Source organism: Pseudomonas sp. 05N434, assembly GCF_056396965.1.
In genome coordinates this window covers 1-5648 of sequence record NZ_JBFTMK010000331.1, presented here as the reverse complement: position 1 = coordinate 5648, position 5648 = coordinate 1, and the positions used below count along the sequence as shown (strand labels likewise).

General features: G+C 58.0%; 7 protein-coding genes. 6 read left to right on the top strand and 1 reads right to left on the bottom strand.

What is annotated here, in order from left to right; translation table 11 throughout:
• On the bottom strand, window positions 1-356 hold a 356-nt coding region (locus AC1DLB_RS19655; RefSeq protein WP_477785479.1), incomplete at its 3' end, for a cold shock domain-containing protein membrane protein.
• 463 nt (window positions 357-819) lie between these two features.
• Here AC1DLB_RS19655 and AC1DLB_RS19650 point away from each other — a divergent pair.
• From AC1DLB_RS19650 to ruvA, 6 genes are all read left to right on the top strand, one after another.
• Complete coding sequence (locus AC1DLB_RS19650; RefSeq protein ID WP_477744549.1) at window positions 820-1158, top strand: ribbon-helix-helix domain-containing protein; 339 nt, start codon at window positions 820-822, stop codon at window positions 1156-1158.
• A 136-nt stretch (window positions 1159-1294) separates the two neighbouring features.
• Complete coding sequence (locus AC1DLB_RS19645) at window positions 1295-1516, top strand: FmdB family zinc ribbon protein (RefSeq protein ID WP_010457489.1); 222 nt, start codon at window positions 1295-1297, stop codon at window positions 1514-1516.
• A gap of 122 nt (window positions 1517-1638) precedes the next feature.
• Window positions 1639-3414 carry an aspartate--tRNA ligase gene (aspS, locus tag AC1DLB_RS19640; protein ID WP_018926502.1) on the top strand — a complete coding sequence of 592 codons (1776 nt, stop codon included), beginning with the start codon at window positions 1639-1641 and terminating at the stop codon, window positions 3412-3414.
• A 120-nt stretch (window positions 3415-3534) separates the two neighbouring features.
• Window positions 3535-4281 carry a YebC/PmpR family DNA-binding transcriptional regulator gene (locus AC1DLB_RS19635; protein ID WP_018926501.1) on the top strand — a complete coding sequence of 249 codons (747 nt, stop codon included), beginning with the start codon at window positions 3535-3537 and terminating at the stop codon, window positions 4279-4281.
• Window positions 4282-4444: 163 nt separating this feature from the next.
• Window positions 4445-4969, top strand: coding sequence for a crossover junction endodeoxyribonuclease RuvC (ruvC, locus tag AC1DLB_RS19630; protein ID WP_477785478.1), 525 nt, complete (start codon window positions 4445-4447; stop codon window positions 4967-4969).
• A 115-nt stretch (window positions 4970-5084) separates the two neighbouring features.
• Window positions 5085-5648 (top strand): Holliday junction branch migration protein RuvA (ruvA, locus tag AC1DLB_RS19625; protein ID WP_477785477.1); only part of this gene is annotated, 564 nt, incomplete at its 3' end.

Sequence of the window (5648 nt, the reverse complement as noted above, 5' to 3'; positions counted from 1 at the left end):
GGTGAAGATTTGTAGAAGCTGATGGCCAGGTGCAGGAATACGGCGATCAGGGCAGCGACCAGGCTGAACAGAACGGCAGGTTGACCGGCGATGACAGGCATCGGAGCGATCAGCGTCAGGGTTTGCAGTACGACAGCCAGAACCAGCAAAGCGCTGACCAGGTTTTGCAATTGATGACGCGGGCCTTTGTTCCAGTAAGGGATAACAGGCGCGAGGGTGAGGTTGAGCAGGCCGAAAAAGGCCAGGTAAAGCGCATCGGGTTGTTGCAGGTAAGGTACCGCTTCGGATCGCAGGCTAGGGATGAAGGACAGCAGCAGGGCTGCTGCGCCCATTAGCAGGTGGACGATTTTCAACATTTTGATTAACTCACGTTAAGACGGATCACAAGGAAGAGCTGATAGAGCACGGTTCGCTTCAGAACAATAAGAGGCGTTGGGCACGTACCTGATATCAGCCTATGCGCAGCCCCCGGAAAATAGGTGGTAGCGACACACTGCCTATTTAACAGCAAAGCCTGCGGCTACTCAAATCAGGCGGTCCGGCGGTGTTTCCATTGGCATGGCGCGCGGATGACGATGCCAAGTGTTATTCGTGCGCTGTGTTTCTCGGATCTTTCGCCTTTTCGTTGAGTGATATTGCGTCAGTTTTCGTAGGAAATCGTCCGGCCTAGGACGAGCTCCATGATCGCCCCTTCGTTGTTGGCTTATCCTACGTTGATGGTCATAAAGTCATCTGGATATACCGTAGCGCCTGCGCTTTTATAAGGAAACGGAGTATGGCCCTTACAAGCAGCAAGGATGACAAAGGAGTGTCAACGGTATGGTTCATGAAGACAGGCAAGGCGAGGGGAGGAACGGTCCACTCAAGGATATAAGGATTGATTCACTTGTCGGCGAATTCGATATGGGGCTGGCCCAGCCCTTATCCCGGTCGGTGCGTTTGAATGGTTTTGCGACCTGTTTGCGGCTTGAGCAGGTCTATTGGGATATTTTGGGCAACATGGCCAAGGTCAATTGCTGCTCGGTCAGTGCGCTGTTGTCTCAGGTGGATCGCGAGGTGCACTTGCGCCATGGCGGGGTGAAAAATTTCACCGGGCTGGTGCGGGTTGTCTGCGTCGTGCACAGCCTGAAGGAGGGCAGTTGCCCCATCATGGCTTAGCGAGAGCGGCTGAATGAGTCGAGTGTCGGTCTGTGCAGTCTTACGGCTGCACAGGCTGCATTTAATGGATATAATCCCGCTCTTTGCCGCGAAGCCCTGCATGCGCGGTAGCAATCTGATCGCCGAGACAACCCCCATGCCGATGTACGATTACCAATGTGCTTCCTGTGGTCATCAGTTGGAAGCCATTCAAAAGATCAGCGCAGCACCGCTGGTCGACTGCCCTGCCTGCCAGGCGCCAGAGCTTAAAAAGATGCTGTCCATGCCCGGTTTCCGCCTCAGTGGCACCGGCTGGTACGAAACCGACTTCAAGACCGGTTCCAAGAAAAATCTGGCCGGTGGCGACAAAGCTGACTAGGGTCTAGCGCCCGGGTTGAACGACAAGCGCGAGCTCTTGCATCATCTGGCACCTTATTCAAGTGCGGTGGTGTGGCAAGACCTCCACCCGAATTTCGAATTACGAGAAGTGAAACCACTACCATGATGCGCAGCCATTATTGCGGCCAACTGAACGAAAGCCTGGAAGGCCAGGAAATTACCCTTTGCGGATGGGTTCACCGTCGCCGTGACCATGGCGGGGTGATTTTCCTCGATATCCGTGATCGTGACGGTCTGGCCCAGGTGGTGTTCGATCCGGACCGTGCCGAGAGCTTCGCCGCCGCCGATCGCGTGCGCAGCGAGTACGTCGTGAAGATCACCGGCAAGGTTCGCCTGCGTCCGGCCGGTGCAACCAACGCCAACATGGCGTCGGGCATGATCGAGGTCCTGGGCTACGAGCTGGAAGTGCTGAACGAATCGGAAACACCGCCGTTCCCGCTGAACGAGTTCTCTGACGTTGGCGAAGAAACCCGCCTGCGTTATCGCTTCCTTGATCTGCGTCGCCCTGAAATGGCCGAGAAGCTGCGTCTGCGTTCGCGCATGACCACCAGCATCCGCCGCTACCTGGACGAGAACGGTTTCCTCGACGTCGAGACGCCGATCCTGACCCGTGCGACGCCGGAAGGCGCGCGTGACTATCTGGTGCCGAGCCGTACTCACGCCGGTTCGTTCTTCGCCTTGCCGCAATCGCCTCAGCTGTTCAAGCAGCTGTTGATGGTGGCCGGCTTCGACCGTTACTACCAGATCGCCAAGTGCTTCCGCGACGAAGACCTGCGGGCTGATCGCCAGCCGGAATTCACTCAGATCGACATCGAGACCAGCTTCCTCGATGAAAAAGACATCATGGGCCTGACCGAAGGCATGATCCGCAACCTGTTCAAGGAAGTGCTGGGTCTGGAATTCGGCGAATTCCCGCACATGACCTTCGAAGAGGCCATGCGCCGCTACGGTTCCGACAAGCCAGACCTGCGTAACCCGCTGGAACTGGTGGATGTTGCCGATCAGCTCAAGGAAGTCGATTTCAAGGTGTTCAGTGGCCCGGCCAATGACCCGAAATGCCGTATCGCCGCCTTGCGCGTTCCAGGCGGTGCGAGCATGCCGCGCAAGCAGATCGACGATTACACCAAGTTCGTCGGCATCTACGGTGCCAAGGGCCTGGCGTACATCAAGGTCAACGAGCGTGCTGCCGGTGTTGAAGGTCTGCAGTCGCCGATCGTGAAAAACATCCCGGAAGCCAACCTGAACGTGATCCTCGATCGCGTGGGTGCGGTCGATGGCGACATCGTGTTCTTCGGCGCCGACAAAGCCAAGATCGTCAGCGAAGCCCTGGGCGCGCTGCGGATCAAGCTGGGTCATGACCTCGAGCTGCTGACCTGCAAGTGGGCGCCAATGTGGGTCGTCGACTTCCCGATGTTCGAAGAGAACGACGACGGCAGCTTCAGCGCCTTGCACCACCCGTTCACCGCGCCGAAGTGCACTCCTGAAGAGCTGGAAGCCAACCCGGCTGGCGCTTTGTCCCGTGCCTACGACATGGTTCTGAACGGCACCGAGCTGGGTGGCGGTTCGATCCGTATCCACCGTAAGGAAATGCAACAGTCGGTGTTCCGTCTGTTGGGTATCAACGAAGCGGAACAGGAAGAGAAGTTCGGCTTCCTGCTCGACGCCCTGAAATATGGCGCGCCGCCGCACGGTGGTCTGGCCTTCGGTCTGGATCGTCTGGTGATGCTGATGACCGGCGCCCAGTCGATCCGTGAAGTGATCGCCTTCCCGAAAACCCAGAGTGCTGCGGACGTGATGACGCAGGCTCCGGGCGTGGTAGATGCCAAGGCGTTGCGTGAGCTGCACATTCGTCTGCGCGAAACGCCAAAGGCAGAGTAAGGCTGACCGCAAAGGCGCATCCTGTGGGATGCGCCTTTTCTTTAGGTCAAGATTTTTTTGTTGCTGGCCGACACTCCCTGTGTGGCGGGCGATGTTTCAAAGAGAAATTCGGAGCGAGTTATGGCGGGTCATTCCAAGTGGGCGAACATCAAGCACCGCAAAGAACGTCAGGATGCCAAGAAGGGCAAGATTTTCACCAAGTGGATTCGTGAGCTGACGGTCGCTGCCCGTCAGGGCGGCGCTGATCCGGGCTCCAACCCGCGTCTGCGTCTGGCGCTGGATAAAGCGCTGGGTGCGAACATGAGCCGCGACATCATCGACCGCGCGGTGGCCCGTGGTGCCGGCGCTGCCGATACCGATGACATGGTCGAGCTGACCTACGAAGGCTATGGCCCGGGCGGTGTGGCGGTGATGGTCGAATGCATGACCGACAACCGCAACCGTACCGCAGCCGCTGTTCGCCATGCGTTCAGCAAGTGCGGCGGTAACCTCGGTACCGACGGTTCGGTGGCTTATCTGTTCGAACGCAAAGGGCAGATTTCCTTCGCGCCAGGGGTTGATGAAGACGCGCTGATGGAAGCAGCCATGGAAGCCGACGCCGATGACGTGGTGACCAACGAAGACGGCTCCATCGACGTGTTCACCTCGTTCGCCGGCTTCTATTCCGTGCGTAACGCCTTGGAGGCCGCAGGCTTCAAGGGCAGCGATGCGGAAATCGTCATGTTGCCGACCACCAGTGCCGAACTGGATCTGGAAGGCGCCGAGAAGGTTCTCAAGCTGATCGACATGCTCGAAGACCTGGATGACGTGCAGAACGTGTACTCCAACGCGGACATTCCAGAGGCGGTGGCCGCGCAGCTCGGTTGATGCCTTTATAAAGATCGCAGCCTTCATCAGCCCTGCAGGCGCTGGCGAAGCCTGCGATCTTTTGATTTACAGTTATTTATTTTAAAGATCGTCCGAACGCGGCCCGAGCCTTCGGCAGCTCCTACGGTTACTCTCAGATATTCGCACTAGCTTCGCAGGCGTTATGACTTTAATTCTTGGTATCGACCCCGGCTCGCGTATCACCGGTTACGGCATTGTTCGCGATACTGGCCGTGGTTGTGTTTACGTGGCATCGGGCTGTATCCGCAYCGGTGCTGGCGAGTTGCATGAGCGTCTGCAGATCGTCTATCGCGGCGTGCGTGAAATCATTCAGACTTATGGTCCGGTCACCATGGGCATCGAAAAGGTGTTCATGGCGCGCAATGCCGACTCCGCGCTGAAACTGGGGCAGGCCCGTGGCGCGGCGATTGTCGCCGGCGCCGAAGAGAGCCTGGAAATTGCCGAGTACACCGCAACCCAGGTCAAGCAGGCCGTGGTCGGCACCGGCGCCGCCAATAAAGAACAAGTGCAAATGATGGTCATGCACATGCTGAAACTGACCAGCAAGCCGCAAATCGATGCCTCGGATGCCCTGGCCATCGCGATTTGCCACGCTCACACCCGTTCCAGCCTGTTGCCTCATGGCCTGGGCGCGGCACGCAGTCGTGGCGGGCGCCTGCGTCTCTGATAGCATCAGCAATCATTTTTTGTGGGATGAGGGTTTTGCGCCTGTGTTGTCGGCGCAAAACCCTTGTTCTGTCAGTCGCCAGCACTGATCTGGCCAACGCTCAAGGATCTGAAACGTGATTGGACGCTTGCGCGGCACTTTGGCTGAGAAACAGCCGCCGCACCTGATTCTGGATGTAAACGGTCTGGGGTATGAGCTGGAAGTGCCCATGACCACGCTTTATCGCTTGCCGTCGGTCGGTGAACCGCTGACCTTGCACACCCATTTGGTCGTACGTGAAGACGCGCAGTTACTCTATGGCTTCTTCGGCAAGCGTGAGCGAGACTTTTTTCGCGAACTGATCCGTCTCAATGGGGTAGGGCCGAAACTGGCGCTGGCCCTGATGTCGAGCCTGGAAGTCGACGAGTTGATCCGTTGCGTGCAGTCCCAGGACACCTCGGCGCTGACCAAGGTGCCGGGGGTGGGCAAGAAGACTGCCGAGCGTTTGCTGGTGGAGCTCAAGGATCGCTTCAAGGCCTGGGAAACCGTACCGAGCATGTTTGCGTTGGTGCCGAACCAGCCGGATGCACCAGCGCAACAAGTCGCTGCCGCCGAAAATGACGCGGTCAGCGCGCTGATTTCCCTGGGCTACAAGCCGCAGGAAGCCAGCAAGGCGATTTCCGCGATCAAGGAGAAAGGT

What these genes read in the sequence shown, in the direction of transcription:
- aspS (WP_018926502.1), top strand. Translation starts at nt 1,639, where the DNA reads ATGATGCGCAGCCATTATTGCGGCCAACTGAACGAAAGCCTGGAAGGC.
- AC1DLB_RS19635 (WP_018926501.1), top strand. Translation starts at nt 3,535, where the DNA reads ATGGCGGGTCATTCCAAGTGGGCGAACATCAAGCACCGCAAAGAACGT.
- AC1DLB_RS19650 (WP_477744549.1), top strand. Translation starts at nt 820, where the DNA reads ATGGTTCATGAAGACAGGCAAGGCGAGGGGAGGAACGGTCCACTCAAG.
- AC1DLB_RS19645 (WP_010457489.1), top strand. Translation starts at nt 1,295, where the DNA reads ATGCCGATGTACGATTACCAATGTGCTTCCTGTGGTCATCAGTTGGAA.